Here is a 24,887-nt window from a genome sequence, read left to right on the forward strand (position 1 = left end):
CAATTACCTAACTGTTATATGATCTTTTATGGCTTCAAACTTCTTCTCTCCTATACCACTAACGTTTTTAATGTCTTCAATTTTTTGAAAGGCTCCATTGGACTCCCGGTAGTCAACAATCCGCTGGGAGAGGGCGGGTCCTATTCCGTTTAATCTATCAGCCAGTTCACTGGCAGGCGCTTTATTAATATTAACTTTGCCGGAGCCGACCGGAGAAGCTGGAGAAGAAACCGGCAACTGCGAAGCTCCTTGCACCCCGGCCATTTCTGCTGTCAGTTCTCCTTCTCCTGGAACCACAATGGTTTCTCCATCCACCAGAGGGCGGGCCATGTCTATAAGTCGTAAATCAGCTTTATCTTCAGGTCCAGCCATTTCCACCGCCTGGTATACGCGGTCGTTCTCTTTCAACTGGTATACCCCAGGTTTTTTAACCTCTCCACAGACATATACCTGAATCAAGTTATCTTCCAAATGCTCCGGCTTTTCCGCCGGATTTACTTCAATAAGTTCAAGCTTTTCAGAAGAATCACGATACCTGAATTCAGCATATTTGAAACCGGCCATAAATACCATCACCAGCAAAATTAAAAAACCGCCCATCAGGTAGCGCTTGTCTATATTATCCATTAACCTCACCTCATTACTTAAATTCGCCAATAAATGTTAAAGTCCTCCATTTTGTGATATTATTAACATCGTTTATTGTCCCTAAATTTCGAATGTTTTCTGAAAGATGGGTTTAACAGGAGGATTATTTAAGCTACTAGCGAATCTTAAGAAACAAAATCATATTGGTTTTTCTTACAAGTCTCTTTGCATCAAAACAATAATTTTCTAAGCATTGGAATAAACTGGTGAGCAGTTTCAACACACCGCTGCAAGCGAGGCGGGGGATTAGAACCCGCCGCCTGTTTTGTGAATAGGAACCCGACCACTAAAGAAGCACCCTGCGGGCACTACTGATGTTCGCTTCGCTCATTATTAAGGTTGCACCCTGCGGGCACCACTGTTGTTCGCTTCGCTCACTATTAAGGATGCGGGGGACATATTTCACCTCGTTATAACCCGTAGTTTTCAAAGGAGGGTCTTTAAATGCTGGATATAGCCGCCTTGGCTAAACTCGGAGGAGTTAAAAAATATAATGCTGATGAGATTTTTTTTAATGCTGGGGATCCCGGCCACGAAATGTATATTATACTCAAAGGCCGAGTAGGAGTTTATATAACCTCCATTGACGGTTTTCCTATTATGATAACGGAACTGGTCTCCGGAGACTTCTTTGGTGAAATGTCCCTGTTGGAAGACCAACCCCGCAGCGCTACTATCGGGGCTATAGAGGATACCATTGTATTGGTTATTAATGAAAGTAACTTTGAACAGGTAATTGCCCAGCAACCCAGCCTGGCTTACCGAATAATGAAAGGTATGAGCAGCCGGGTGCGCCAGCTAAACGAAGATCTGGCCCAGTTGAAACGAGGGAAAGTCGAGGAAAGAAAAGCATTTAAGCTTGCTCCCCCCACAGCGGAAAAACCGTCCGCAGAGGTTTTGGACAACTCCCTTTTTCCCCCGGGACATAAGCCTTACCCTCTGGAAGCTCCGCCTAGTGACGATAACCTGCTTTTTGACCGGGAAGTTCTTTGCCCAGTCTGTGAGGAAAAATTCAAAACCAAAAATGTCCGTTCCTCCAAGCTCCGACTGGATAAGGTGGATAATGACCTGCGCCAGCGTTTCGTGGACTTTGAGCCGCTCTGGTACCTGGTCTGGACCTGTCCCAACTGCTATTACTCCAATTTTAACTTCGAGTTCAAACAGGTGTCTGAAGTCTTTACGAAAAAACTACTGGAGCAAGGCAAGCAATTAAAAGCTAAAGTTCGTTTGCAGTTTAGTGAGCCCCGCAAACTGGATGAGGTTTTTGTGACCTACTACCTCATGCTGCAATCCTTGCAAGCAGCAGGCAAACCAAATCCTACCGAAGCAGCCAAGGTCTGGCTGCGCCTATCCTGGTTGTATAATGACGCTGGAGATGAAGAGATGTTTTTATATGCCTCCCAGCAGGCCCTGGATATGTTTAAGGACACCTTTTACAATACCAGACGGGAAACCTCGATAGAACAGGATCAGCGTCTTTCTTTGCTCTTAGGTGAGCTTAGCATGCGCATTGGCGAAAATACGGAAGCCTTGAAATTTTTCCGGGGAGCCATTGCGCGTAAAGGCGGTAATAATACTATCAACCGGCAAGCAGAGGATCGAATTAGGGACTTGAAGGACATTATATTAGTGCAAGAAAAGAAGGTAAAGGAAGAAGAAAAAGTATAATTATACAAAAGGGTGGACCTAAGCCACCCTTTTGTTTTTTACAATCCGAATATAATTAACCCTGTTCATAGCTGGCACATAAGGTCTCATCTTCCGGAGAACCGCTGCTTATGTCGCTACAAGGAGCTACCTGGATAGCGTCCAAGCTGCACATATTGCTTTCAAAAAACCGGCAACTACTTACATCACACATTATGGTCTGGCGTCCTCGCAATTTCATCCCTCCTTAACAAAAATGATGTCGCTGTTTTAGTTATAAATCACCGTGCTATTAATTTGCTTCAGGAAGAAGATTATTATTCTATCAGTTGACTTTGTTCAAGGATTATCATATAATTGCTAATGTCAAATTCATATACAAAAGCAAGGAGCCGGAGTAGTAGACTGGCATCAGGCAGAGAGTCGCGGGAAGCTGCGAAGCGACAAAGCTGGTTGAACTCGCCGGGGAGCTTTGCAGGTGACATTAGCCTGCAACGGGGATTCCGTTATGATTTGTCAAGTGGACAGTATGTGGGGCTATGGCGCAGTTGGGAGCGCGCTTGAATGGCATTCAAGAGGTCGTGGGTTCGAATCCCACTAGCTCCACCATTATTATCTGTCAATAAGGGTGGTACCGCGGGTAATTATCGCTCTCGTCCCTATTCGGATGAGAGCTTTTGCTTTTTCTGATAAAAATTCTATAGGAGGAAGTTGTTATGGATAGAAAGTATGATTTTAAATCCATTGAAGCCAAATGGCAGGCTTACTGGGAAAATAAGCAGCTCTTTAAGGTAGAAGAAGACCCCGAAAAGCCCAAATATTATAATCTGGAGATGTTTCCCTACCCTTCCGGCCACCTGCACATGGGCCATGTACGCAACTATGCCATCGGTGATGTGGTGGCGCGTTTCAAAAGCATGAACGGATTCAATGTCCTTCATCCCATGGGCTGGGATGCTTTTGGCCTTCCCGCTGAAAATGCGGCCATTAAAAATGCTATTCACCCTGCTACCTGGACCTACTCTAATATCGAAAACATGAAAAGACAGCTCAAGACCATGGGGATCAGCTATGATTGGGATCGGGAGCTGGCTACCTGCAAACCAGATTATTACAAATTTACCCAGTGGATGTTTTTAAAGCTCTACGAGAATAAGCTGGCCTATAAAAAGAAATCCGCCGTAAACTGGTGCCCTTCCTGCCAAACGGTTTTGGCCAATGAACAGGTGGTAGATGGGGCGTGCGAACGCTGTGAAGCTGTTATTGAAAAAAAACAACTGGAACAGTGGTTTTTCAAAATAACTGACTATGCCCAACGGCTTTTGGATGATTTAGCCCTGCTGCCGGGCTGGCCGGAAAAAGTTAAGACCATGCAAAAAAACTGGATCGGCCGCAGCGAAGGCTGTGAATTTTCCCTGCATATTGAAGACAGTGATGAAGTCCTCACTGTTTTTACCACGCGCCCAGATACGGTTTTTGGTGTCACCTACATGGTTTTGGCCCCGGAACATCCCCTGGTGGAAAAAATCTGCCACCCGGAGCAGGAAAAAGAAGTCAAGGCTTTTGTCAATAAAATGAAATATCTTAATGAAATGGCCCGCACCTCTACTGAAGCGGAAAAGGAAGGTGTTTTCACCGGAGCCTATGCCATCAACCCGATGGATGGGTCACGAATCCCGATTTGGATAGCCAACTATGTTTTAATGGACTATGGTACCGGGGCTATAATGGCCGTTCCTGCCCATGACCAGAGGGATTTTGAATTTGCCCGCAAATATGATATACCGGTTAAAGTGGTAATAAAAGGTGAGGATACTCCCCTGGATGGAAATCTCCTGCAGGAATCCTACCCTGGTGACGGCCATATGGTAAATTCCGGAAACTTTGATGGTTTAACTGTGGAGGAAGGCCAAAAAGCAGTAATCAAATTCATGGAAGAGAAGGGAATCGGCCAGGGTACGGTCAATTACCGCTTGCGCGACTGGCTGATTTCACGGCAACGCTACTGGGGAGCCCCCATTCCTATTGTTTATTGCCCTGAATGCGGCCCGGTTGCAGTTCCCGAAGAAGAACTACCCTTATACCTGCCCGAGGATATAGATTTTAAACCTTACGCAGAATCGCCTTTAAAGCATCTTGAGAGGTTTTACAAGACTACATGCCCTTCTTGCGGAAAAGAAGCCCTGCGGGAAACTGATACCATGGATACCTTTGTCTGTTCCTCCTGGTACTTTGACCGTTTTTGCAGTCCTCATGAGAGCAAGCAGCCTTTTAGCCGGGAAGCCGTGGATTACTGGATGCCGGTTGACCAGTATATAGGCGGTGTGGAACACGCTATTTTACATCTTATGTATGCCCGTTTTTTCACCAAATTTCTTTTTGATATTAATGTTCTATCATGTCAGGAACCCTTTACCCGCTTGCTCACCCAGGGTATGGTTTTAAAGGATAATGCCAAGATGTCCAAGTCCAAAGGAAATGTAGTTAGTCCGGAAGAGATAATCGACACCTATGGAGCTGACACTGCACGGCTCTTCATTCTTTTCGCTTCTCCTCCCGAGAGAGACCTGGAATGGAGTGAGCAGGGTGTAGAAGGTGCTTTTCGCTTCTTGAACCGAGTCTGGCGCTTGGTATCGGAATTAGCTGAGGGAATAAAAGATTTGCCCGCAGCCGAGCATTTTCCAGAACTGGACAGTGAAGCCAAGAACTTGCGCTTCAAAACTCACGCAACCATAAAGAAGGTTACTGAGGATATTGGAGAACGCTTTAACTTCAATACCGCTATCAGTGCTATTATGGAGTTGTCGAATACCCTGGGAGCCTACAAGGGAATCAAAAAACCGAACTGGCCGGTAGTAAAAGAAGCGGTGGATAATCTGCTGATTCTCTTAAGCCCGTTTTCACCCCATATCTGTGAAGAGCTGTGGCAGTTAACCGGGCACGCAGAGAGTATTTACCTGCAGAAATGGCCGAAATATGATCCTGAAGCATTGCTTCAGGAAGAAATTGAAATCGTCCTGCAGATTAGCGGTAAAGTACGAGACCGGATAATGGTGCCGGTTGATGCCGGCCGGGAGGAATTGGAGAAAATAGCCCTGGATAATCCTAAAATTAGAGAATTGACCAGGGGTAAAGAGATAGTAAAGCTTATCGTAGTTCCTGGAAAGCTGGTCAATGTTGTGGCAAAATAATAGCAGGCATAAGATAAGAAGCGGGGTGGGTATAATGAAATGGCTGGTTTTTGATACCTCCTGGGGATGGGCTGCTGTTTTGAGTGACAATAGGTTGATAAAGCAAACAATCCTGCCGTCTGCTGTTGGTTTAAACGAATTCAAGGCCAGTTTGGAAAGCAACGGAATTGAAAGCCGCCTAATTGGAGAAAACGATGTTACCCTGCCGCTGATAAATAATATCCGCCGCTATTTTCAAGGGCAGTTGATAGAGAACTGGGAGGCACAGTGGGACATCAACTCCTTGCCCGTTTTTACCCAAAAGGTTCTCAAGCATGTATCAAATATCCCCTACGGGATGACCAAAACCTACGGAGAAGTAGCACGTGAATTAGAAAAGCCCCGTGCCGCCCGGGCAGTAGGCCGGGCTTTGAGTCTGAATCCCCTCCCGCTGCTTATACCCTGCCACCGGGTGCTGGCCCAAAACGGCGGACTGGGTGGATTTACGGCTCCGGGTGGAGTGGAAACAAAAAAAGCCCTCCTGGCCTTGGAAAATGAAGTTATAACCCGAAGAAAACCTGACTAACCCCCCATGGCCGCAAACTAAAGGGGACAGTATTTTGGAAGGCTCTAGAAGCTTCCAAAATACTGTCCCCTTGAATTTTTCGCGTACAAGCATTTAAGCATAACTCTCGTTTATATCGACCTCTTTGGCATCTCCCCAGAGATTCTCCAGGTCATAATACTCCCTGTCCTCCGGTTGAAAAACATGCAGAATAGTGGAACTGTAGTCCATCACCGCCCAGCTGCCTTGCTCCACACCTTCCACGCGAGAGGGCAATATATCAAATTCCTTTAGTCTTTCTTGTACCATTTCTACAATACTTTGTACCTGCACCCGGCTCCGGGCCGTGGCAATTACAAAATAATCGGCAATTATGGTAAGCTCGCTCACATCCAAAATAACTACATCAACAGCCTTCTCATCCAAACAGTACACAGCAATTGCTTGTGCCAATTCCTCTTCTTTTAACAAAAACAAACCTCCCTAATCAAAAAATCAGCGCTTGATTATTTTTAAAAAATAATTTCTGGCCTCAATGGTACGGGGATGTAAAATCCGCCCCCGATCCAGACAATATTTTATTGTTGATTCTAGCCCAAACAACATAGCTTCGTCAAGGTCACGGAAGCTAAGGCATTTTAGCCTCTCCAGGCCAGGAAAGTCCCGTCCCGGCTCAATCATATCGGCCAAATAGATAATCTTGTCCAACTCACTCATCTTTGTAGAACCTAGAGTATGCCGGCTGATGGCTATTAGTACCTCCTCATCTTTCATACCCAAATCCCTTTTCACCAGAAAAGCCCCTACCGGTGCATGCAGAAGATCCGGAACTTCGCGGTCAACTTCATCCTCAATCAGATTATTCTCCTCCGCCAGCCGCAATAGTTCCTGACCCGATAAGCCCTTGGCATAGTCATGCAATAAGGCCGTCAGATATACCTGTTCCAATTCTAGTTCATACTGTCCAGCCATCTGTAGCGCAGTTTCTGCTACTTGCAGCGAATGCTGCCAGCGATTGGGTGATAGCCTTTGCTTTATAATATCGATAAGTTGCTGTCTATCTCTCAAGATATTTATCCCCCCGGTATAATCCCTGCTCAAAAATGTATTCCTCCACCTCAGGCGGCAAAAGATATTTTATAGGTTTCCCAGCAGCTACCCGTTGCCGGATATCACTGGAGGAAATATCGAGCCCGGGAATCTCCATCTGCAGCATTCTTTCCCAAATAATATCCGGCAGCCTGCCCAGAGCCGGTTCATTGCGCTCAATCTTATATCCGGGACGGGTGACCACTATGAAACGACAGAGCTCCGCCAGTCGCTCCGGTTCTTTCCAGCTATGCATAAAAAACAGCGAGTCAGCCCCTACAATAAAGAAGAGTTCCACCTCGGTATGTTTTCCCCGAAAATAAGCCAGGGTATCAACTGTATAGGAAAGCCCCGTTCTCTCCATCTCCACCGGGGATACTTCCAAACGGGGATTAGACTTTACCGCCAACTCCACCATCCGATAGCGATGCATACCATGTAGAACCTGTCCTAGTTCCTTGTGTGGGGGACTGGCCGCCGGTATTAGCAGAACTTTGTCCAATTTATAATTGTGACAGGCATATTCAGCAGCAATAAGATGCCCATAATGAATAGGATCAAAAGTACCTCCCAGTATTCCCCAGGATTTAATTTTCCCCACTTTTACCACCTGCCAAATATTATCCCAATTCATAATAACCGCGCCCTTTAGAAAATGCAAATCCTTACAATAATATTACAATAATAACTTAAGTGCCTGACACAGTAATACATCTTTCCCTGGAGCGGCAAAAACTTTATAATAGAAATGATTGTGTTTGCCAACGGATAGATGGAGAGGGAAAGCATGCTTAAAAAATTGGAACTAACTTTTCACAACCAGGGCCTGCGTAGTTATATAGAACTGGATCTCTGCGCCGAGTGTCCGCGCCAGGATGACAAAGGCTGTTGCGGCTACTATTCCCCGGTCTTTTATCCCTGTGATTTCGCTTATCTTCTCCAGCATAAACCCGAGGTTTTGGATTATATATTCAGCCTGGATAATCTCACCATACTTGACGCTTCGGTAACCGTTAATAACCGCCCGGAAGGACAGAGCTATCGCTGCAACTTTCACTCCAAAACCGGCGGTTGCCTACTCCCCCAGGCTTTGCGGGAATCGGTCTGCCGTCATTTTGTCTGCCCGGGCGTAGCCTGGGAAAAGGAGAATAAGCTAGCTCATTGGAAAGACTTTTTTGCTGCACTTACCGATTATGAGATAGAATTGAATAACCGAATAGCCGGCATTCTGAAAGAAAAAGGGCTGAGCTTGAGGGAGGAAAAAAGGAGAGATGAGTTTATGGCCGAGCTATTGATTCTTTTTGAACAGGAAACCGCAACTACAGCTCCTTTCCTGGCTAAATGTCCTCCATTGGAGAAGTATTCTTTTTTTCGGGAACTCCAGTATGGAACTGACTGGCCCCTCTAAGCTATAATATAATCACAAGAAATAATATTAATTCTACAGGATAATTATTAGGAAAAATAAACAGGGGAGGCAGTTTAATGGAATGGGATGCAAACAATAAGATATTTGACAATGTACTGGAAGTCATCGGTAGAACACCCATGATAAGATTAAATAAAATTGGGGAGGGCTTAAAACCTGATATCTGTGCCAAGCTGGAATATGTGAATCCCAGTGGCAGCCTGAAGGACAGAGTGGTGCACAAGATTGTAGAAGAAGCAGAAAAGCGGGGAGACTTGAAGCCTGGTATGATTCTCCTGGAAGGCACCACCGGCAATACCGGAATTGCCGCTGCCATGGTAGGGGCCGCCAAAGGCTACCGGGTAATAATAGTAATGCCCGCAGGAATGAGCGAAGAAAGGAAGAAAACTATTGCTGCCTACGGTGCCGAACTGGTACTGACCCCGGGGGCCGAAACCGATGTTGACCTGGTACTGGAAGAAGTAAAGCGCATAAAACAGGAATACGGCGAGCAGATTTTTGAAGTAGGACAATTCTACCGCGAGGATAATCTTTTGGCCCACATCGACAATACCGCCCCGGAAATTTGGGAGCAGACAGCCGGAGAAATGGATGTTTTTATTATGTGCCAGGGAACCGGCGGTACTGTAACCGGAACCGCCAAATACCTGAAAGAGAAGAACCCTGCCATCAAAGTATATGTATCCGAACCGGAAGACTCTCCTATTCTGGCCTGCGGGCGTATCGGGCAGCATAAGATTCAGGGCATAGCTGACGGCTTGATTCCGGAAATTCTTGACCTACAGTATATAGATGGTATCATACTGGTCAGCTCCGATGAGGCTCTGGAAACCGCCCGGCAGATGGCCCGAAAAGAAGGGGTTTTCTGTGGTTCTTCTTCTGGTATTAATGTGGCTGCTGCCATAAAAGTAGCCAAAAAATATCCGGAAAAGAAATGTATAGTTACTATAATCAATGACAACGGCCTGCGTTACCTCTCTACCGAGCTCTGTGGCACCATGCCTGAGCGACAGCTTTTAGACCGGGAATACCAGCTGAGCCAGGAAGACCTGGATAAGCTCGCCCGCTATAACTTTGAGATTATTTAAATTTGACTCTACTGCCAAACCCCCTTTTGATGCAAAAGGGTTGCATAAAAATACAAGCGAGCGTTGGCGAAGCATGGATGCAACACCCGGCGATATTTATTACTTTTTGCAGTGACACCAAACTTCATCTCTGGCCGGGGGCATTTGACTGCCCCCAGCCAAATCGTCTAATTTTCCCGCAAAGAGTGGCGGTAGAGGAAGATTATCCAGACTACCACCGACCACAATCCGGCTATGGCCAGGGTTACCAGCACTTCTGAGGGTCTAAAGCCAGCCGATACCCGGCTGATCCCCAGCAATAGCAAAACGAGGATACCGCTCAAAAATTTCACCAGTTTTTCTTTCCGCCACAGGGTTTTTCTGCTGGCCGACAGCCAGATAATATAGCAAGCCCAGAGGGTGTTTATCAGGACCCGGGTGGGGTGGGTAAAAAGATGGGAACTGAAGGGATTAAGACTGTAGTTTTCCATTATTATGCGGTAAAATCCCCAGAGTACCGTACTGGAACCCATCAGAGACAAGAATAGAAAAGCCACACTTTCCCATTTTTCCCGCCGCAAAAAGAGATAGCTGCTGAGGAGTACCAGAAAAAATAATATCCAGCCATTGAAAAGCCAATCCACCGCTTTCCAGGCCGGTCCGACTACCGGCGCAAATAATTGATTAAGAACCTGGTCGGTATTGAATAAACGATTGTTTAGAATATCTTTAATGGAACCCGCCAGGAAAAAGCTTAGAAAGGCCCCGCTCCCCAATGCTACCAGCCATTCCCCCAGTAATTGCAACCTTGACCCCACTATTCTTACCTTACCTAAACGGGACAAGCAGGCTTTATCCCTTAAACCCAGCAGGAAGTTGCTTACGCTCTGTCGTTTAAAGAAAAGCATGAGCAGAATAATTATCCCAGATATAACTATAGTGCTAATCCAGCCCGAGTTCTGGGATATGAAAACTATCGCCTGCTCACCCACGCTCATTATCAGAATCGCTTCGACAAAAAAGCGCAGCCCGCGGCCTAGCAGTGTTGCGGTTAAGAAGCCGGGCAAAGACAAGCGGAATATTCCTGATGATATGGTGAAAAGCTTGTAAGGAAGAGGAGCCAGTCCCGCAATACATACCGCCCAGGCCCCATACTTTTGGTAGGTACTTTCGATCAGGGCTATTTTCTCTCCCGAGGCCAAGCGGCGCAAGAGGGGTTGCCCCACAACATTACCCAGCACATAGCCAAAATAGGCACCCGTAGCTGAACCCACAGTAGCCAGAAGAGCATAGAAAACAGCCTGGTCCGGATTCGCCAGGCAAAGCGGTATTAAAATAAAATCAGGAAAAACCGGGAAAAAAGATGATTCGGCAAAAGCCAGAATCAGCAAGCCCCAGACACCATAGGCCTGTAAAACAGGCAATAAATGTGCTAGCATTTTGCTCTCGTACAATCCTTAGAAATTAACGAATCTGTCCGTCCCCATAAATAATAAACTTGGTGGTAGTCAATTCTTGCAAACCCATAGGTCCCCGGGCATGCAGCTTCTGGGTGCTTATCCCCATCTCGGCTCCAAAGCCGAAAACATTGCCATCAGTAAAGCGAGTGGAAGCATTGGCATAGACAGCTGCCGCATCAACTGCAGATATGAAGCGCCGGACACTGCTGTAGTCCTCGCTTATTATGGCTTCACTGTGACCGGTTCCATGACAGTTAATATGCTCTATTGCATCTTCCACGCTATCCAGCACCTTTACCGCCAGGATTAAATCCAGGTATTCCTCATCCCAGTCTTCTTCCCGAGCGGGGAGGATATCCGGTACTATCTCCCGGCTTCTTTCACAACCCCGAATTTCTACCCCGGCACCCTTTAGCTCTGCAATCATGGCCGGGAGGAAGTCTCCGGCAATTTTTGCATTGACCAGCAAGGTTTCAGCGGCATTGCATACCGAGGGTCTTTGCACTTTGGCATTGAAGACAATTTTTTGCGCCTTGCTCAAATCCGCCAGAGCATCCACATAAACATGGCAATTACCCATTCCGGTCATAATTACCGGAACACTGGCATGCTCCAGCACTGCTTGTTTCAAGCCCTTCCCTCCTCGGGGAATCAGAACATCCAGGTAATCATTCATTTTCATCATATAGACAGCCGCCTGCCGGTCCTCGCTGTCGACCAGCTGCACGGCACCCTCGGGAATTCCGCAATCTTTAGCGCTCTGTGCAATAATCCGGGCAATTATCCGGTTGGAATTTAAGGCTTCTTCACCTCCGCGCAGGAGTATAGCATTGCCTGCTTTAAGGCAGAGTCCTGCAGCATCAGCTGTTACATTAGGCCGGGATTCATAAATGATACCTATAACTCCAATAGGGGTTCTAATCCGCCCTACTTCAAGGCCATTGGGCCTTCTCCACATCCCCAGAACCTCCCCCACCGGGTCTGGAAGAGCGGCAATTTCACGCAGTCCTTGAGCCATATCCTTTATCCGACTCTCATTTAAGGCCAAGCGCTCCAGCAGAGCGGGAGTCAAACCTTGTTTTTCCCCCAACTCCAGGTCAATGGCATTGGCGGCTACTATTTCCGCTCCCTGTGCTTCCAGAGCGTCCGCCGTTTTCAGCAGGGCTTCGTTCTTGAGGGTGGTAGAGGCTGTAGCCAGGAAGCGTGAAGCCGCTTTAGCTTTCTTACCCTGTTCCATTAGTTTTTCTTCCAAGCTTTTATCCATTTCTCATTTCTCCTTTACCTCAGAAATAACTCATCCCCTTACCCATAGATTATTGCGATGAATTACCTCATCATAATCCTTCTCTCCTAATATAGCTTCTATCTCACTGCTTCTTTTACCTGCTATCAAGGCGATTTCCCGGGCGGCGTAGTTAACCAGGCCCCGGGCAATTTCCCGGCCATCGGGCTCTATCACAGCCACCACCGTTCCCCGGTCAAATTCCCCCTCAACCCCGGTTACCCCGGAAGGCAGCAGGCTTTTTCCCCGGTTGAGCAGGGCCTGACGAGCTCCGGCATCAACCAAAAGCTTGCCCTGGCAAACGGTACCGAAGGCTATCCACTTTTCCCGGGCATGCATTTTTTCTTCACGGGGAATAAAAAGGGTACCCAGTTCTTCTCCGCCCACCACGCGGCGGATTACATTGTCTTCATCGCTATTGGCAATTACCATGGGTACACCGGCAGCCATACAAACCTGGGCCGCCTTTAACTTGGTAAACATTCCCCCACTGGAAAAACTGCTCCCCCGACTGGTGGATTTATCTTCCATATCCCGGGTAATCTCACTTACCTGGTGTTGCAACACCGCCTCCTTATTCGTCCTGGGGTCACAGTCATAAAGACCATCAACATCAGAGAGAATAAGCAAGAGATCAGCATTCACAATCCCGGCTACCAGGGCCGAAAGGGTGTCATTATCGCCAAACTTGATCTCATCGACTACCACGGTATCGTTCTCATTTATGATGGGAATAACATCCATGGCCAGGATGGCCAACAAAGCATTGGTAGCATTCAGGTAGCGCATGCGGTCATCCAGATCATCCCGGGTTAACAAGACCTGGGCCACCGTTTTGCCATATTCGCCAAAGAACTTTTCATAGAGATGCAGCAAGGCTCCCTGACCTACTGCTGCCAGAGCTTGTTTCTCCGGCATAGTCTTGGGAACTTTTTTATAGCCCATCCGGTTGGCGCCTACACCAATGGCTCCCGAAGTGACCAGCAATACTTCCATATCACGGTTATGTAAATCAGCCATTTCCCTTACCAGTTGTTCAATACGCTGCAGGTTAAGCTGCCCATTGCTATAAGTTAAGGTGCTGGTTCCCACCTTGATTACTACCCGGCGACATTTATTAAATTTATCACGCCAGCCCATGTCTTATCACCCTGTTTCAAATTATTCCGTTATTAGTAAGAAAATAAGATTTAGACGCAGAAGGACGCTGACCCTTCGGGCGCAGCAACCTTAATAACAACCGCAGGGAGCATCAGTACCCGTAGGGTGATTTACGCCGATACTATCTTATAAAATTTTAATAAATCAGCGTTAATCAGCGTCAAAAAAATTCGCACTTGTTGCTTCCCCTATTTTCATTGGTGGTTGTGGCCCCTGGCCATGGGGGGTTAGTAAGAAAAGTGAGGCTTAAGGGTCACGGTGTCAAAAGGACCGCCCCCTTGAAACCTCTATTCTGTAAATTCGAACTCAAAATCCTTTATTCTAACACTATCCCCTTCTTTGATTCCGTGCTCTTTTAAGGCCTCTTCCAGACCCATCTTGATTACAGTTCTTTGAAAGCGCTGCAGGCCTTCGTCACTATTGAAGTTAGTCATGACTACCAGTTTCTCAATGCGCGGGCCACTAACTTCAAAAACTCCATCCACTTTATCAATTTTAAAGGGCAGCTCTTCTTCAAAACGTCTTACAACCGGCTCTTCACCACTCGGAATTTCCTGGGGAGCAGCTTGTAAAAGCGCATAGGTTTTTCCCATTAATTCCTCTACTCCCTGCCCAGTCACAGCGGATATACAGTGTACCGTCTTCCCCAGCTCACTCTCCAATCTCCGGGCATTATCCCGGGCATCCGGAATATCCATTTTATTAGCGACAATGAGCTGTGGTCGTTTTAGTAAATCCGGATTATGCAGCTCGAGTTCCCGGTAGAGAATCCGGTAATCCTCCACTACATCTCTTCCCTCCGTCTGGGCTGCATCCAGAATAAACAGTATTACCCGCGTGCGCTCAATATGCCGGAGAAATTCATGTCCCAATCCCAAACCCTGATGAGCGCCCTCAATTAAACCAGGAATATCAGCCAGAACGAAAGTATCCCGTTCCTTGGTCATGACCACCCCCAGGTTGGGCACCAGAGTAGTAAAAGGATAATCGGCAATTTTAGGCCGGGCCGCTGAAACTCTTGATATTAACGTAGATTTTCCTGCATTGGGGAAACCAACCAATCCTACATCGGCCAGCAATTTCAATTCCAGGCGAATCCATTTCTCTTCTCCCGGTTCCCCATTTTCCGAGAAGGACGGCGCTTTATTAATGGCCGAGCTGAAACGAGCATTACCTCGTCCTCCTCTCCCCCCTTTGGCCACTACCGCCTCTTGTCCTTGAAGCAGCAGATCAGCCAAAACCTCGCCGCTTTCATCGTCTTTTATCACCGTTCCTACCGGGACTTTAACCCGTAAGTCCTGGCCCCAGGCACCATGCATATTCTTGCCCTGTCCATGGGCTCCGCGCTCCGCTTTAAAATGCCGGCGATATTTAAAATCCATCAGGGTTTTTAGTCCTTCATCAGCCACTAATATTACATTGGCTCCCCGCCCCCCGTCACCACCAGACGGGCCACCCATGGGAACATATTTTTCGCGGCGGAAAGCCACAATCCCGTTTCCTCCATCTCCGCCCTTAACAAATATCCGGGCCTGATCAACAAACATGGTTTCACTCCTTGATACTTATCTTCACCGGGCTTTGCGCTAGCATAGTACAGGAGAAAAGCATCGTTATTTCTTCTTCGCTATTATATACGGAAAGATAGACCACTGGTTCCTCTTCCCTTCCCTTTAGCTGACTGGACAATTCATGCAATGCCTCATCCAATTCATGGTTAAGCCGGGATAGGTCCAACGAATTGACTTCCAAATCCTCGTACCTTAATATTATTCCCAGCTCACGAGCTGTTAATGTTTTTTCAAAAAAATACAGCGCTTCTTTAGCAGAGAGGCCCGCCTCAAATATTTTTTTCTCTTCAGCCATATCCATAACTATTTCAGCAATATATTCTTTTACCTGCTGGCATCTGCCCAGTTCCAGGTATCCGCTTACAACCTGCAGGTGGTTGGCAAAATCATGCCTGACCCTTCTTAATATCTCCATACTATGTTTGGCTTCCAAAATAACTCTCCTTTTTTTGCACTTAACAACATTGACTCCACTGCATAGACATTGTTGTATAAAGTTGTATGACTAGTAAGAAAAGTGAGGAGTGAGGGGTAAGGGGGTTAATTCATTTCCTACTATAACTTACTATTCAAGCGCCTACTAACTCACTTTTCATCGGTAGTTGTGACCCCGGTCATGAGGGGTTTTACTGCAAAACCTCTTTTGTTGCAGAAGGGTTGCACAATTTGTAAACAAAAGATTTTCTCCCAACTACCTAATAATAACAAAAACCCCTGAAAAACTCCAGGGGTCCTGTTATCAGTTCAGATGGGAAATTACATGGTCATGGTTTCCAGCGGATATACACTAACCTGTTTTTTGTCCCGACCTTTTCTCTCAAATTTTACTCTACCGTCAATTATCGCAAAAAGGGTATCATCTCCACCAATCATCACATTCTGACCAGGATGAATCTTGGTACCTCTCTGTCGAACCAGAATATTACCGGCAGTAACTATCTGACCATCATACCTTTTAACTCCCAGTCTCTTGGACTGGCTATCTCTACCGTTTTTGGAACTACCAACACCTTTTTTGTGGGCAAATAACTGCAAATCAAAAGTGAACATTCTTAACACCTCCTGATATTAACTCTAATTATGCCGGGATATGCTTCTTGCATGGAAAGCAATCCTGCTTCCATGGTAGATAGAATTATCTGGGCCTTTTCCATCTCTTCTTCATTCAAAGAGGGCGGAAGTTCACATTCCAGGAAGCCTTTTTCCATCTGATACTTGGGCTCAACCGTCAGCTGTTTGATTAGACCAAGCAAGGCGGTCTGGGCTACCGCTGATACGCCGGCACAGTATATATCCTCACCTTCAGGGGCAAATCCCGCATGTCCCTCTATTTTGAATGATATGATTTTATTATTCTTATAATTAATGGTTAGCGCAAGCATTAAGCTTCTATTTTTTCCACTTTAATTTTGGTATACGGTTGACGATGCCCCTGTTTCTTGCGATAGTTCTTTCTCCGTTTATACTTGAAAACCGTAATTTTCTTGTGTTTTCCCTGTTCCATTACTTCGGCAATCACCCGTACGCCAGCTACCAGCGGATTCCCAATCTTTACATTACCATTACCATCATTGAAAAAAAGGACTTGATCCAGAGTAAGTTTTTCACCGGCCGCAACATCCAGTTTTTCAACTTTTATTACGCTTCCTTCCGCTACTTTATACTGCTTCCCACCACTTTCAATAATTGCATACAATTCAATACACCTCCATATTCCTCAGACTCGCCAATTGCAGGTAGGCTATAGAGCCTTTTAAAAACCCGAACTGTGCGGTTACAAAAACATGAAACCCAGATAAAAACTTAACATAAATAGCGAAGCTAGTCAAGATATTGCTGCTATTCGCTGCCGGCGAATATTTTGTATTCTCCCGGGGCCAAATCCGGGTCGGATAATAGCAATACGCTCTTGCCACTCCGCCTTTCGATGTATCCTATATCTTTTTCGTCATCTTTTAATATCTTTAATAAACGCGGCTCTGCTTTACATATTATCTGGTTATTCTCCAGGTATCCCATATGGGCCATTTTCCTCTTGGCTTCACTGGCCAGAGCCTGCAGGTTAATAATATGTCCCCGACCACTACAATTGCTACACTCATCAGTGAAAAACTCCACTACCCCATAACGAGATTTCTTGCGGGTCATTTCCAGGAAACCCAAACCAGTTATGCCGATAATACGAGTATTAGCCTTATCCTTTTCCAATCCCGTCTTTAAAACCTTTATTAACTCATCCTGGTTAGACTTTTCTTTCATATCAATAAAGTCAATGAGAATTATGCCCCCCAGGCTGCGCAGCCTGAGCTGCCGTGGTATTTCTATGGCTGCTTCCATATTTATCTTGAAAACCGTTTCTTCAAAATTATCTTTGCCGGTAAATTTACCACTGTTTACATCTATTACGGTCATAGCTTCGGTACGATCAAAAATCAGGTAGCCTCCGTTTTTTAACCATATTTTCCGGCGCAGCGATCTTTTAATATCCTTCTCCAGGTTGTACTTTTCGAAAAGTGCTCCCTCTTCATAATCAACCCTCAAACTATTAAAAATCTTCTTACCGCTGATATAGTCCAGAATCTTGTCCTTAAGTCTCCGGTTATTTATCACTATCCGGCTCAAATTACCATCCAGATAATCCCGCATGGTTCTTTCCAAAACATCCATATCTTCATAAATCAGACTGGGAGCTTTCCGGTTTTGATAGCGTTGCTTTATTTCTTCCCAGGTCTTGAGCAACCTATTTAATTCCTGGATTATCTCCTGATCTTCAGCTTCCAGGCACGCAGTTCTCACAATGATGCCGCCATTTTCCGGCTTGCTTTCCTCAAGTAGAGAACGCAGGTGCTTCCTCCGCTCATCACCGGTGATTTTGCGCGAAATAGATACTTCGTTCTGAAAAGGCAGAAGAACCAGCAAGCGCCCGGGAATACTGAGATCCCCCGTTACCCGAGCTCCTTTTTCGGAAAAAGCTTCCTTTTTCACTTGTACCATAATATCCTGACCGCTCTTTAAGAGTTCATATACATTAAGCCCTTTCTTTTTCCCTACCCTGACAACATCGCCGGCATATAAGAAAGCGTTCCTCGCCAATCCGATGTCAATAAAAACACAGGACAGGCCGGGTAATATATCTTTAATCTTACCTTTGTATATCTTACCTACATTCTCACCCTGGTCAGCCCAAAACACCTCAGCCAGGCGACCATCCTCAACTATCGCCACCCGTGATTCCCAGGGGTATACTTCGGCAATTATTTCTTTTATCAATTCAACTCACCTTTTTTATTTATTGACCCTCATGCCCCCAACCTTAATAGTGACACCGCAAGGTGGAACACCAGAGTGCCCGCAGGGTGAAGTGTGCTTGTCTAACCGCACTTCCAGTGGGGAGAGATAGGAAGAACCCTCCCGAATATAATTCCCACTGCGGAAAACCTCGGCTATACTTTTTTGCGTAAAGCCAGTTTGCAGCAACAACTCACCGAGTTCGTCATAGCGCACATTTACTGGTTCACCTACAGCCACCCATATCTCTACCCGGCCAAAGTTCAAAGATTGCTCAACCTCTATTCTATAAATACCAGTACGTAGTTCTTTGTCAAGACCTTTTTTTTTGCCCCGGCTTCTGACCGTTAAAGATGGGCGGGCTAAGAGTTCCTCTTTCCATTTATCCAAAGAGGGAAATGGAGGTTCGAGCAAAAATACATAGGAAGCGGCATTTATGATTTTCATCAGGGAGGGAGCGCTGTCGTTTATCTCCTGGCATTCCCCTAATTGCAGGCAGGAGGGCAAAGCCACCGAGAGTTTTTGCCTGAAATCTATAATATCCATCCTCTGGCTTAGTTCCAGGTCAAAATATTCGTTTTCCCCCCACAAGCCCACCGGCAGTACCGTACCCATGGATAACTTGATGTGGGGATTAAAGCCCTCGCTAAGAGCGTAAGGAATAGCGGCCCGCCGCAGGCTCCTTTCCATCAAGTGCATCATATCCAGGTTACCCAGAAATTTCAATTCCGGCCCCACCCTATATCTGCTTCTCAAGCGCATCAACATTTCCACCCTTAATATTCAAACTTACTTCCATCGCCAGACAAATTCCACAATCACTACAGCCTTCCTGCCGGCAATCGGCTGTAGTCAAGCCTTCCTCAGCCTTTTGATCTTCTTCCTGCAAAAATTCTTTGCTTACTCCAATATCAATGAAATCCCAGGGAAAACTTTCTTCGTAGGGGCGCTGCCGCCCGGTATAGAATTCCGGTTCTACTTCACTTTCCCGGAAAGCATCCTGCCAGTTGTCAAAATTAAAATATTCGGACCAGCCATCAAACTTGCAGCCCTTTTGCCAGGCCAGATAAATCACTGGCGCTAATCTCCTATCCCCCCGGGCTATGACCCCTTCCAAATAACTGGTCCGTCTGTCATGAAAACTCAGCTTGATTCGCTTCCTTCTTCTCCGTGACAAAAACTGCTGTTTACTATCCAGCTCCGCCATAGTGTTCTGTGGTCTCCATTGAAAAGGAGTATGAGCCTTGGGCACAAAAGAAGCCAGGCTGGCCCGGATCTCCACCGGGCGGCGGGAATACTTGTCCCCAATGTATTTAACCTTTTGCAATATTTCTATAATTCCCTCCAGATCCTCTTCCCTTTCCCCGGGAAGTCCGATCATAAAATATAACTTAAGCGAAAGCCAACCAGACTTGAAGGCGGCCTCCACTGCATCCAGCAACTGTTCTTCGCTGACATTCTTATTAATTATATCCCTTAAGCGTTGGGTTCCAGCTTCCGGAGCCAGGGTCAAGGTGGTTTTCCTGACCTTCTGCACTTCATTAGCCAGGTCAATGGAAAAGGCATCTACCCGCAATGATGGTAAAGATACCCCAATACCCTTTTCCCCATAGTTTCCCACCAAACCCTTTAACAAGGGGTCTATTCCCGAATAATCCAGGCTGCTCAAAGAAGCCAGGGATATCTCCTCATAGCCGGTGTTCTGCAATTGGTGCCGGGCCTGGCTCTCCAGCGTTTCCAGGCTCCTTTCCCGTACCGGCCGGTAGACTATTCCTGCGTGACAGAAGCGGCATCCCCGCTGGCAACCTCTCATTACCTCCAAAACGGCACGGTCATGGGTTATCTCCATATAGGGTACCAGGGGCTTATCAGGATAGTAGGCTTGATCCAGATCTTTAACCACCCTTTTACGAACCCGGGCCGGCACTTCCGCAAACCTGGGTTCAAAGGACTTTAATATCCCATCTTCCCGGTATTCTACATTATATAGGGCCGGAGCATAGACACCTTCAATAGCTGCCAGCCTTTTCAGTTTTTCCACTTTCTCCAATCCCCGGCTGGTTTCCACTTTGTCCAGGAACTCCAGTAAAACTTCTTCCCCATCACCGATAATAAATATATCGAAAAAATCGGCAAAGGGTTCCGGGTTAAAAACCACTGGTCCCCCGGCAATAACCAGCGGATGTGCTTCGTTTCTTTCTCTGGACCATAACGGTATTCCGGCCAAATCCAGCATGTTTAAAACATTGGTAATGGATAATTCATATTGTAAGGAAAAACCTAAGACCTCAAAATCCAGTACGGGACGGAAAGACTCCAGCGAAAACAGCGGTATTTGTTCCGCTCGCATTATCGCTTCCATATCCGGCCAGGGGGCGAAAACCCTCTCCAGAAGATGCCGGCTTTTCTCATTAACCAGCCCATAAAGTATCTTCCCCCCGACATGGGACATCCCCACTTCATAGACATCGGGAAAGGCAAAAGCCATCTTTACTCCCGCCTGCTCCCAGTCTTTCTTTATCATGTTCAGTTCACTGCCCGTGTAGCGCGCTGGTTTTGCTACTCGGGACAGAATATCGCGAAAAAGCTGGTCTTTCAAAAATACTATTCCTCCATTAATATAGCTTTGCGTATTATATATATTACCATAAAACAAAATCTTTAAGCACCCAAAGGCCGCCGAGAACCTTGTTATAACGAGATGAAATATGTCCCCCGCATCCATAATAGTGAGCGAAGCGAACATCAGTGGTGCCCGCAGGGTGCTAAGTGCTCGCCTATTAACAAAACAGGCGGCGGGTTTCTAATCCCCGCCTCGTTGCAGCGCTGTGTTGAAACTGATCAGCAGTTTCTTCCGATGCTTAAAGGGAAAGTAGATGTAGGATTTAAAAAAATGTGATTACGATGCCGGGAGTTTGCCAGGCTAGAGGGGAAGAAAATAGCTACTGACAATCCTCCAGAGAAACCCGCGGACCTTTCTCCAGGTAACATTCAATTAGCTCCACTTCGCTTATCATTCCTCGGGGATGGTGATCTTCATCCAGCACTACCACCACCAAATAATAACTGGGACCGGTAGCATTCAATATCTCTTTGACCGGGGTATAAGTGTAAGCCACCAACTGGTTGCAGGACAAAAAACCTTTCCGGGCCAGTTCAGCTTTCTTGTGTAGCAAATAGCGCATAAAACTATAAAGCAGCAATTTGCCTTCCCGCCGGGCAGCCCAGAAAAGCAAAATCCCAATCACTATATAATTGGCCCCGGTTAAACGGGTATAGCTCAGATAAAAACCATAGGCAAGCAGGAGGAGGGCTATGAACTGGCCCAAAAAAGCCGCGATTTTGGTCGACCTTTTAAAACCCAGCAGAGGTGATATTAGAGCGCGAAAAACCCTCCCTCCATCAAGGGGGAGAGCCGGCAAAAGATTAAATAAACCCAAGACCAGATTGATATTTACGAAAAATTGTAAATCCAAATTCAGATAAGGCTGTAAAAAATAGAATAAGCCTGCCAGGAGCAGACTCACCGCCGGTCCAGCCAAGGCCAGGTAGATTTCTTTGCTCGGATCCAGAGCAGTAAAATCCTCAATTTGAGCCTGACCCCCAAAGGGTAGGATTTCAATCTCCGCCACCTTTATTCCCAGCATCAAGGCAACCAGGGTATGAGCTATTTCATGCAAAAACACTGCGGCTAAAATAATGATTATTTCCCGCCCCAGTCCTAAGCAGCTGTAAAGAATAGCCAGCAACAAAAACAGGGGATTGACCCGAATAGGAATACCCAAAAGGCGAGCAAATTTCACTTCTATTCAAAAAGCGGCGTAGGATCCTGCGGTCCATCCTGGTTTCTGATTTCAAAATAGAGGGTGTTGCCGGTTTTGCCGATAAGACTATCTTTAACCAGTTCCTTTCCTTCTTCCACGAAAACTTCATCCAATCCACCATAAAAGGAATAAAAATTCTCATTATGTTCCAGCAATACCTGGCGTCCTTCCTCATTGCTTGATATTTCTATTACCCGTCCATCCAATATAGGTTTTACTGCGGTATTGTGGTTTACTTCCAGGTAGATACCCGGCGAGAACTCCTGTTTATGCGTCTTGCTATTCCAATGCCAACCATAGTTCTTTTTAACCGTAATATACTCGCAGGGCAAAGCCAGGGTAGAACTGCTGCGGGCTGGAACTAGATCAAGACGACCCTGATCCCTCAGGTTGTCAATAAAGCTAGCAATTTTCTGTTCCACCCCGTAATCTTTGAGCATAAAACGAATGACCGGCTCCGCTATTCTACGGCTGCTTTCACCTGACTGCATGGCCAAACCAGCGGCAGCAACCAGAAATATCACCAGGAGCATTCGTAGTTTGAAGCTTCTGACCATCATACTTCACCCCAGCTTTACTAGGTTTTAACGCTTGCTCGTCTCCCAGCAAGGCATTTAAGCATCGGAGGAAACTGCGGAGCAGTTTCAACACAGCGCTGCAACGAGGCGGAGGAGGCGACCGCTTAAGCGTGGGACATTGTTCACCTCGTTATATGAAATGTATATTTTAAATGGCCATGTTTTATTCCCGCTTTAAAAACCTGGAACAAGGGAACGCCCCGAGGAAGTCATAGCTCTATCTTACGATCATAAATTACCACGGCTAAGGTGAATACTACTGCCGCTGCCAGCAACAATATTAATAGGTCCCCGGACAGGGACGAATTGTTAAGGATTGCCGATGAACCGGCAGCTGTTATCATTTTTAGTTTAACGATAGAAAAACTGATGATTTTACTCATGCTATAAAAGGTGAGAAGGAAAACTACAAAAGTAATCAAACTGGAGAAACGCGAGCTTAATTTTCCTGTAATCTGACTCAAAAAGCCCATACTAATCAAGAATAGTAAAGCGGCAATACTCAGTAAATAAAACATAATGGCCAGGTTCAAAATATCCGGGTAATTGGATATTAATTTCATAATATCCGGAATTGCTTCCCGGGCCAAAAACAATCCCATCAAGACAGCTATCAAGGTACCCGCAATATACTGGGTAATTAAAGCAGCCAGCTTGGCCCCCATAATCATGACCCCTGAAACAGGCAATGACATGATGAGATAAACCGTATTATTGCTCCACTCACGGCTTACCAGTTTGAAAGAAGAAATAAACGGCAAAAAAGCCGCCACGGCCAGCACCATAAAAGTAGGTATTATAAAAACTGCCGGGTGAAATGATGTATAGCGGTTCATATTAAAATAGAACAATCCGTTAAGAATCACTGCCGCAGCTGCTACTATAACGATTTCAGGCACTAATTCCCGCATATCTTTGGTATATAATTGGGAAAACATTTTTAACTTACTGGTCGGCATGGCGAAACGCCTCCTTCATTATTTCTACCAGAGATTGACCCCTTTCCACTCGGAATTCTTCCGCCGATCCGGATAGCATAATCTTTCCTTGATCAATAAAAAACACTTCGTCAACCAGGCTCTCCACCTCGGCAATCTCATGAGTGGATATTATTATGGTCTGTTCCCCTTCCCGATAATCTCTTACCAGAGTGTTTATTATTTCTTCTCGGGTCAAAATATCTATACCTGATAATGGTTCATCCATTAACAGATAAGGGGCACGCCGGGCAGCGGTAAGCAATAGCTTGGTTTTAGCTCTCTGACCTTTGGATATTTTACCTATTTTCATTTCCGCATTCAGGTTTAAGTATTTTAAAAGCTCATGGTATTTGTCGTTATCCCAATCCACATAAAAGCTTCGGGTAAATCCGGCCGCTTGGCCAATAGTCATCCAAGGATATAAATGATCTATTTCCGGCAAGTAGGCTATTTGGGCTTTGCTCATGCGCGGCAATTCACCGTCTATCACTACTTGCCCCTGATCCGGACGATTGAGCCCTGCTATCATTTTAATACTGGTTGATTTACCTGCTCCATTGGGACCAAAAAGACCAATTATTTTACCAGTGGGGAAATTTGCATCCAACTTATCCAGGGCCAGTGTACTACCAAACCTTTTCGACACCTCTTTAAATTCAATCATTAAAACCCTCCTCCCTGTTTCTTTTCTTCTTCCTCCAACATGCTTATTATCTGGGCGTAGGTATATCCCAGAGACTTCATCTCCCCGATAAAATACTCCAGCACATCCCGGGCCATCTCCAACTTAATTTCTGTCAGCATCGGCTCGGTAGCAATAATAAATGTCCCCTGCCCCCGCTGCGTTTCCACCATTTGCAGGGCCTCCATTTCCCGATAAGCTCTCTGCACGGTATTCGGGTTTATGCGTGCTTGCTCAGCATATTCCCGCTGGGATAGTATTTTATCACCCATCTTGAGCTCACCCCGAATAAGCTGCTTTTTATAGCTGTCAATTATCTGCCGATAAATGGGACGGGAACTGTCAAATTTCATGGCTTCCACCTCCTAGACCTTTAGTGCACTAGTCTATTGGTCTACTGTTAGAGTAAGCGTATTATTAATCATTGTCAAGCGGTTTATTGAAAA

26 protein-coding genes, 1 tRNA gene and 1 other annotated feature are annotated in these 24,887 nt (G+C 46.0%); of the genes, 6 read left to right on the forward strand and 21 right to left on the reverse strand.

The genetic code is table 11. The features are described from left to right. Nucleotides 1-3: 3 nt before the first annotated feature. Complete coding sequence (locus tag SWOL_RS08260; RefSeq protein ID WP_011640996.1) at nucleotides 4-627, reverse strand: ComEA family DNA-binding protein; 624 nt, start codon at nucleotides 625-627, stop codon at nucleotides 4-6. A gap of 465 nt (nucleotides 628-1,092) precedes the next feature. On the opposite strand from SWOL_RS08260, the gene SWOL_RS08265 reads away from it, so the two are divergent. Then, entirely contained in the window at nucleotides 1,093-2,316 is a 1,224-nt protein-coding gene (locus SWOL_RS08265; RefSeq protein WP_011640997.1) for a DUF2225 domain-containing protein, read from the forward strand. A gap of 55 nt (nucleotides 2,317-2,371) precedes the next feature. Here the strand turns inward: SWOL_RS08265 and SWOL_RS14020 are convergent, their stop codons facing one another. Next, entirely contained in the window at nucleotides 2,372-2,536 is a 165-nt protein-coding gene (locus tag SWOL_RS14020; protein WP_081424816.1) for a DUF1540 domain-containing protein, read from the reverse strand. A gap of 292 nt (nucleotides 2,537-2,828) precedes the next feature. Here SWOL_RS14020 and SWOL_RS08270 point away from each other — a divergent pair. The 3 genes from SWOL_RS08270 (at nucleotide 2,829) to SWOL_RS13605 (ending at nucleotide 6,051) form a co-directional block, all read left to right on the forward strand. Further along, nucleotides 2,829-2,904: transfer RNA gene (locus tag SWOL_RS08270), tRNA-Ala, on the forward strand. A 107-nt stretch (nucleotides 2,905-3,011) separates the two neighbouring features. Further along, entirely contained in the window at nucleotides 3,012-5,486 is a 2,475-nt protein-coding gene (leuS, locus tag SWOL_RS08275; RefSeq protein WP_011640998.1) for a leucine--tRNA ligase, read from the forward strand. A gap of 34 nt (nucleotides 5,487-5,520) precedes the next feature. Next, nucleotides 5,521-6,051 (forward strand): methylated-DNA--[protein]-cysteine S-methyltransferase, encoded by a 531-nt coding sequence (locus tag SWOL_RS13605; RefSeq protein ID WP_011640999.1) that lies wholly within the window; start codon nucleotides 5,521-5,523, stop codon nucleotides 6,049-6,051. Nucleotides 6,052-6,144: 93 nt separating this feature from the next. On the opposite strand, the gene rsfS is transcribed toward SWOL_RS13605, so the two are convergent. From rsfS to nadD, 3 genes are read right to left on the reverse strand one after another with little or no spacing between them, the layout of a single operon-like run. Then, nucleotides 6,145-6,501 (reverse strand): ribosome silencing factor, encoded by a 357-nt coding sequence (gene rsfS, locus SWOL_RS08285; RefSeq protein WP_011641000.1) that lies wholly within the window; start codon nucleotides 6,499-6,501, stop codon nucleotides 6,145-6,147. A 24-nt stretch (nucleotides 6,502-6,525) separates the two neighbouring features. Then, nucleotides 6,526-7,098 carry a bis(5'-nucleosyl)-tetraphosphatase (symmetrical) YqeK gene (yqeK, locus tag SWOL_RS08290; protein ID WP_041427933.1) on the reverse strand — a complete coding sequence of 191 codons (573 nt, stop codon included), beginning with the start codon at nucleotides 7,096-7,098 and terminating at the stop codon, nucleotides 6,526-6,528. After that, nucleotides 7,088-7,753, reverse strand: a complete 666-nt coding sequence (gene nadD, locus SWOL_RS08295; protein WP_011641002.1) for a nicotinate-nucleotide adenylyltransferase — start codon at nucleotides 7,751-7,753, stop codon at nucleotides 7,088-7,090. Before nadD ends, yqeK begins: the two co-directional genes overlap by 11 nt. A 153-nt stretch (nucleotides 7,754-7,906) precedes the next feature. Here nadD and SWOL_RS08300 point away from each other — a divergent pair, with 153 nt between their 5' ends. Both SWOL_RS08300 and cysK read left to right on the forward strand, forming a co-directional pair. After that, entirely contained in the window at nucleotides 7,907-8,527 is a 621-nt protein-coding gene (locus SWOL_RS08300; RefSeq protein ID WP_011641003.1) for a hypothetical protein, read from the forward strand. 77 nt (nucleotides 8,528-8,604) lie between these two features. Then, nucleotides 8,605-9,636: a cysteine synthase A gene (gene cysK, locus SWOL_RS08305; protein ID WP_011641004.1), complete on the forward strand. Its 1,032-nt coding sequence runs from the start codon at nucleotides 8,605-8,607 to the stop codon at nucleotides 9,634-9,636. Nucleotides 9,637-9,803: 167 nt separating this feature from the next. On the opposite strand, the gene SWOL_RS13610 is transcribed toward cysK, so the two are convergent. From SWOL_RS13610 to SWOL_RS08385, 16 genes are all read right to left on the reverse strand, one after another. Further along, nucleotides 9,804-11,054 (reverse strand): YqaA family protein, encoded by a 1,251-nt coding sequence (locus SWOL_RS13610; protein WP_011641005.1) that lies wholly within the window; start codon nucleotides 11,052-11,054, stop codon nucleotides 9,804-9,806. Nucleotides 11,055-11,079: 25 nt separating this feature from the next. Further along, the gene (locus SWOL_RS08315; protein ID WP_011641006.1) at nucleotides 11,080-12,339 is read right to left on the reverse strand and encodes a glutamate-5-semialdehyde dehydrogenase; all 1,260 of its coding nucleotides are present in this window, start codon (nucleotides 12,337-12,339) and stop codon (nucleotides 11,080-11,082) included. Nucleotides 12,340-12,369: 30 nt separating this feature from the next. Next, a complete protein-coding gene (proB, locus tag SWOL_RS08320) occupies nucleotides 12,370-13,497 on the reverse strand; it encodes a glutamate 5-kinase (protein WP_011641007.1) in 1,128 nt (375 codons plus the stop codon). Between the two features lie 308 nt (nucleotides 13,498-13,805). Continuing rightward, on the reverse strand, nucleotides 13,806-15,065 hold the full coding sequence (obgE, locus tag SWOL_RS08325; protein WP_011641008.1) for a GTPase ObgE: 1,260 nt from the start codon (nucleotides 15,063-15,065) through the stop codon (nucleotides 13,806-13,808). A gap of 4 nt (nucleotides 15,066-15,069) precedes the next feature. Then, nucleotides 15,070-15,522 (reverse strand): Spo0B domain-containing protein, encoded by a 453-nt coding sequence (locus SWOL_RS08330; protein ID WP_011641009.1) that lies wholly within the window; start codon nucleotides 15,520-15,522, stop codon nucleotides 15,070-15,072. A gap of 323 nt (nucleotides 15,523-15,845) precedes the next feature. Continuing rightward, on the reverse strand, nucleotides 15,846-16,139 hold the full coding sequence (gene rpmA, locus SWOL_RS08335; protein WP_011641010.1) for a 50S ribosomal protein L27: 294 nt from the start codon (nucleotides 16,137-16,139) through the stop codon (nucleotides 15,846-15,848). A 2-nt stretch (nucleotides 16,140-16,141) separates the two neighbouring features. After that, nucleotides 16,142-16,471, reverse strand: a complete 330-nt coding sequence (locus SWOL_RS08340; protein ID WP_011641011.1) for a ribosomal-processing cysteine protease Prp — start codon at nucleotides 16,469-16,471, stop codon at nucleotides 16,142-16,144. Continuing rightward, on the reverse strand, nucleotides 16,471-16,785 hold the full coding sequence (gene rplU / locus SWOL_RS08345) for a 50S ribosomal protein L21 (RefSeq protein WP_011641012.1): 315 nt from the start codon (nucleotides 16,783-16,785) through the stop codon (nucleotides 16,471-16,473). Before rplU ends, SWOL_RS08340 begins: the two co-directional genes overlap by 1 nt. A 13-nt stretch (nucleotides 16,786-16,798) precedes the next feature. Next, nucleotides 16,799-16,875 (reverse strand) — a sequence feature (ribosomal protein L21 leader region). Between the two features lie 53 nt (nucleotides 16,876-16,928). Further along, complete coding sequence (locus SWOL_RS08350; RefSeq protein ID WP_011641013.1) at nucleotides 16,929-18,359, reverse strand: Rne/Rng family ribonuclease; 1,431 nt, start codon at nucleotides 18,357-18,359, stop codon at nucleotides 16,929-16,931. A 15-nt stretch (nucleotides 18,360-18,374) separates the two neighbouring features. Beyond that, on the reverse strand, nucleotides 18,375-19,103 hold the full coding sequence (locus SWOL_RS13615) for a TIGR03936 family radical SAM-associated protein (RefSeq protein WP_162010610.1): 729 nt from the start codon (nucleotides 19,101-19,103) through the stop codon (nucleotides 18,375-18,377). 13 nt (nucleotides 19,104-19,116) lie between these two features. Then, the gene (locus SWOL_RS08360; RefSeq protein ID WP_041427940.1) at nucleotides 19,117-20,976 is read right to left on the reverse strand and encodes a TIGR03960 family B12-binding radical SAM protein; all 1,860 of its coding nucleotides are present in this window, start codon (nucleotides 20,974-20,976) and stop codon (nucleotides 19,117-19,119) included. Nucleotides 20,977-21,319: 343 nt separating this feature from the next. Continuing rightward, nucleotides 21,320-22,180, reverse strand: a complete 861-nt coding sequence (locus tag SWOL_RS08365; protein ID WP_011641016.1) for a M50 family metallopeptidase — start codon at nucleotides 22,178-22,180, stop codon at nucleotides 21,320-21,322. A 2-nt stretch (nucleotides 22,181-22,182) separates the two neighbouring features. Continuing rightward, nucleotides 22,183-22,761 carry a murein hydrolase activator EnvC family protein gene (locus SWOL_RS08370; RefSeq protein WP_081424818.1) on the reverse strand — a complete coding sequence of 193 codons (579 nt, stop codon included), beginning with the start codon at nucleotides 22,759-22,761 and terminating at the stop codon, nucleotides 22,183-22,185. Nucleotides 22,762-22,988: 227 nt separating this feature from the next. Next, nucleotides 22,989-23,738 carry a hypothetical protein gene (locus tag SWOL_RS08375; RefSeq protein ID WP_011641018.1) on the reverse strand — a complete coding sequence of 250 codons (750 nt, stop codon included), beginning with the start codon at nucleotides 23,736-23,738 and terminating at the stop codon, nucleotides 22,989-22,991. After that, complete coding sequence (locus tag SWOL_RS08380; RefSeq protein ID WP_011641019.1) at nucleotides 23,725-24,423, reverse strand: ABC transporter ATP-binding protein; 699 nt, start codon at nucleotides 24,421-24,423, stop codon at nucleotides 23,725-23,727. The genes SWOL_RS08375 and SWOL_RS08380 overlap by 14 nt, the downstream gene beginning before the upstream one ends. Continuing rightward, the gene (locus SWOL_RS08385) at nucleotides 24,423-24,794 is read right to left on the reverse strand and encodes a GntR family transcriptional regulator (protein WP_011641020.1); all 372 of its coding nucleotides are present in this window, start codon (nucleotides 24,792-24,794) and stop codon (nucleotides 24,423-24,425) included. The genes SWOL_RS08380 and SWOL_RS08385 overlap by 1 nt, the downstream gene beginning before the upstream one ends. Nucleotides 24,795-24,887: the final 93 nt, after the last annotated feature.

This window comes from Syntrophomonas wolfei subsp. wolfei str. Goettingen G311, from assembly GCF_000014725.1.
Taxonomy (GTDB): domain Bacteria; phylum Bacillota; class Syntrophomonadia; order Syntrophomonadales; family Syntrophomonadaceae; genus Syntrophomonas; species Syntrophomonas wolfei.